Raw genomic sequence first — 3,063 nt, forward strand, 5'->3', positions numbered from 1 at the left:
AGCAGGGCGGAGGCGCTGGATGTGGCGGACCGTATCCGCAGGGCGGCTGCGCGGTTTCTGGGGCGCTCTCCCTCCTACCTGGGCTGTGTGCTGCGGGATGCGTGCGTCGAGCGGGCGGTGCGCGGTCGGGGGATATTTTACCGCGCCTCGCCCTCCTCGTCGGCGTCGCGCTGCGTCGGGGAGCTGGCGGATGCGCTGCTTCAATGGGGGGAGGAAGGGCCGGTGCCACGCGAGGCGAGGGGGCTGAGGTCCTTTTTTCTGAGGCTGGCACGGGGCTTTTTTATGGAGAAATGACGATGGCGACAGAACAGGATCACGACAAGAACCTAAAGTTGATCAACTCCCTCATCGGCGCCAAGGCGGAGTTGACCTTCTCGACCGGCCTCTACAAGGGGAAGTACGCCTCGAGGCTCGAGGACGTCAAGTCGGCGAAGGAGGACGAGGGGCCGCTCCTGGGGATGGCGCACCCCATGTTCAAGGGGGCGCTCCTCCCCGTGGCCCGCAGCCTCGAACTCTCGCTGCGCCTCGAGGGCAACGCCTGCTTCTACCAGAGCCCGGCGGAGATCGTGCGCACGGTCGTCAACGTTCCGATCCCCCTGGTGTGGCTTCGACTCGACGCGCCGCTCGAGAGGGTGCAGCGGCGCATGTTCGTCCGCGTGCCCTGCGGGATCAAGGCGCGAGCCTACCTCCTGGAAGTGAACTCGGAGTATGAGGCCGCCGAGGCCGAGAGGCGGGGGGCGCCACTGCCGACCCCGCCGCAGGCCTGGTTCCCGCTCCTCCTGAACGACATCAGCCTGGGGGGCGTGGGCGCTCTGATCCAGAAGGAGCAGGCGGACATGTGCCGCCTTAAGGCGCGCTACCTCCTGCAGATGGCCGTCTCCGGGACGGAGTTCTTCGTCATCTGCGACGTGGTGACGGCCCAGAAGGACGAGGCGGGGCGGCTCTCGGCGGGCCTGTCCTACGAGGGGCTTCCCGCCTTCACGGAGAAGCTGATGGGCGCTTTTATCCGGCAGCAGGAATTGAACGGGCGAGGTTCGTAAGATGACGTCTTCTATTGACAGGAACGGGAGTGGCCGAAGGATCAGGGTGCTGGTGGTGGACGACTCGGCCCTGATGCGGCAGATGTTGGGCGACATCCTGAAATCGGACCCCCGCATCGAGGTGGTCGGGACGGCGCGGGACGGCGTGGAAGCCCTGGCGAAGATCGGAGAGCTCAAGCCGGACATTGTGACGATGGACGTCGAGATGCCCAACATGGGTGGCCTGGAGGCCCTGGAGCGGATCATGAAGACGACGCCGCTTCCGGTCATCATGGTCAGCAGCCTGACCCAGGAGGGCGCGGAGACCACGATGAAGGCGCTGGCCCTCGGGTGCGTCGACTTCGTGGGCAAGCCGTCGGGCTCCATCTCGCTGAACATCCGCAGCGTCGGCTCGGAGCTGATCGAAAAGGTGGTGGCGGCCAGCACGGCCTCCGTCCGCTCGCTGGCGCGGGGAGCGGGCGGAGCGGGGGCGATGCGGCAGCAGCCCCGCCCTCTTTTGGAGTCGCTGGCTGCGGCGCCCCAAGTTCCACGTCCCTCTACCCGGCGGCGGGAGATCGTGGCGATCGCCTCCTCCACGGGAGGGCCCATGGCGCTGTCCGAGCTGATCCCGAAGCTGCCGGGGAACTTTCCCGTCCCCATCGTCGTCACGCAGCACATGCCGCCGGGCTTCACGGCCTCCTTCGCCAAGCGGCTGGACGGGACCTCGGCGCTGAAGGTGGCGGAGGGGGCGGATGGCCTGGCGCTCAAGCCGGGGCTGGTGGTCATCGCGCCGGGCGGGAGCCACCTCGTCTTCAGGCGCAGGAGCGGCGCGGTGGTGTGCGAGCTCATGGATGCGCCTCCGGTGTTGTCTGTCAAGCCTGCAGCGAATATAATGTTCATGAGCGTGGCGGACGAGTTCGGCGGAAACGCCGTCTGTGTCGTCCTGACGGGGATGGGGCGCGATGGGACGGATGGGGCAACGATCCTGCACCGCAAGGGCGCCTGGGTGATCGCGGAGTCGCAGAAGACCTGCGTGGTGTACGGGATGCCGAAGGCGGCGGCGGAGGCGGGCATCGTGGACGAGGTGCTCCCGTTGAACGAGATCCCCGACGCCCTGATCAGAGCGGTGAAATGACGGTCCAGGAGACGGACGTTGCGCTTAAAAACGTGTCGGCGTTCCGGCACAGGGTTTTTGGATATCACGAGTTTGGGGATGGTAGATCATGACGGATATGGACATGAGCCAGTACCTTGGCGCTTTCCTGGATGAGACGGACGACAACCTTCAGAAGCTGGACGACCTCCTGCTGGCCCTGGAGAAGAACATGGTCGATATGGACGTCATCAACGAGATTTTCCGTGCCGCCCACACGTTGAAGGGGATGGCGGGGACCATGGGCTTCAACCAGATGATGGGGCTGACCCATGCGATGGAGGATCGTCTGGATGCGGCGCGCAAGGGGACGAAGCCCCTCGCGGAGGCGGACATCAACCTTCTGTTCTCCGGCCTGGACACGCTGCAGAACATGGTGGACTCCATCCGGAACGGCGGAAACGACGCGCACATCGACGTCTCGCAGATGGTGGCGAAGCTCCGCGGCGAGGCCCCCATGCCGTCCGAGGAACCTGCCGCGCCCGCCGCAGCCGCCGAACCCGCAGCCGCTGCCGCCTCGGAGCTCTCCCAGCAGGAGGCGGAGTGGGTCATGGAGGCCAAAGACTTGAAGATGACGGCGTTCAGCGTTCACGTCACGCTGAAGGAGAACTGCCTCCTGAAGGCGGCCCGCGCCTACATGGCTGTCAACCGCCTCGAGGAGCTGGGCAACCTCTTCAAGACGGAGCCCTCCGTCGAGGGCCTCGAGAACGAGCAGTTCGACCTCGACTTCATGGTCTACCTCGCCTCCTCCGAGTCCGCGGAGGATATCAAGAAGGCGGTGGAGAAGATCAGCGACATCGCCTCCGCCGACGTGAAGGAGATCAAGGCGGCGCCGGCCCCTGCCGCACCGACTGAAGCCGCTGCTGCACCCGCCCCTGCTGCGGTAGCCCC

General features: G+C 66.1%; 3 protein-coding genes and 1 pseudogene. All 4 read left to right on the plus strand.

What is annotated here, in order from left to right:
* A pseudogene (locus tag SY1_RS08445) lies at positions 1 to 294 on the plus strand (MinD/ParA family protein); the annotation flags it as partial.
* A gap of 2 nt (positions 295 to 296) precedes the next feature.
* Positions 297 to 1,040: a flagellar brake protein gene (locus SY1_RS08450; RefSeq protein WP_208873427.1), complete on the plus strand. Its 744-nt coding sequence runs from the start codon at positions 297 to 299 to the stop codon at positions 1,038 to 1,040.
* Position 1,041: 1 nt separating this feature from the next.
* On the plus strand, positions 1,042 to 2,154 hold the full coding sequence (locus tag SY1_RS08455; protein WP_208873428.1) for a protein-glutamate methylesterase/protein-glutamine glutaminase: 1,113 nt from the start codon (positions 1,042 to 1,044) through the stop codon (positions 2,152 to 2,154).
* A gap of 88 nt (positions 2,155 to 2,242) precedes the next feature.
* Positions 2,243 to 3,063, plus strand: an 821-nt coding sequence (locus tag SY1_RS08460; RefSeq protein WP_208873429.1) for an Hpt domain-containing protein, incomplete at its 3' end; no start/stop codon positions are given.

The sequence above is a fragment of the Fretibacterium fastidiosum genome, from assembly GCF_000210715.1.
In the GTDB taxonomy this organism is placed as follows: domain Bacteria; phylum Synergistota; class Synergistia; order Synergistales; family Aminobacteriaceae; genus Fretibacterium; species Fretibacterium fastidiosum.